The following is a 448-nucleotide window of genomic DNA, read 5'->3' on the forward strand; positions in this document are numbered from 1 at the left end:
GCGTCGGGGGTGTCGAGGGTCAGGTGGAGGTCGGTGACGCCGGGTGCGTGGCCGTCGCGGTGTAGCCACACCCCACGCCGCGCGAGCGCCTCGTCCTCGTCAGCCCTCGCGCGGTCGGGGTCGGCATGCAGGCGTGCCTCGTGCACCAGCCGGGCCGCGCCCGCGGCGGAGAGCTGGTCGAGCCGGTCGGGCACGGCGCAGAGCAGCCGGTCCGCGTGCAGCGCCGCATCCAGCGACAGGTCGCGGGTCTCACGCGAGATCGCCCGAGCACGCCACACCGCGATCCGCCCCGCGCACATCAGCTCCCACAGCCGTGGCAACCGGAACGCCAGCTCCACCGTGTCGCCGAGCAGCTGCTGGGCGTGCTCGGCCGGACGCCCCAGCGCGGCAGCCAGCTCCAGGGGCGCGGCCGCGGCGACGAGCGGTGCGCCGTCCCCGGCCAGCGGGA

The 448-nt window shown here is 77.0% G+C and carries 1 protein-coding gene; it reads right to left on the bottom strand.

The window, feature by feature from the left end:
* Positions 1-448, bottom strand: a 448-nt coding sequence (locus tag IG63_RS21155) for a DUF222 domain-containing protein (protein ID WP_036196377.1), incomplete at both ends; no start/stop codon positions are given.

It is taken from the genome of Nocardioides aequoreus (assembly GCF_000720335.1).
GTDB classification, from domain to species: Bacteria; Actinomycetota; Actinomycetes; order Propionibacteriales; family Nocardioidaceae; genus Marmoricola; species Marmoricola aequoreus.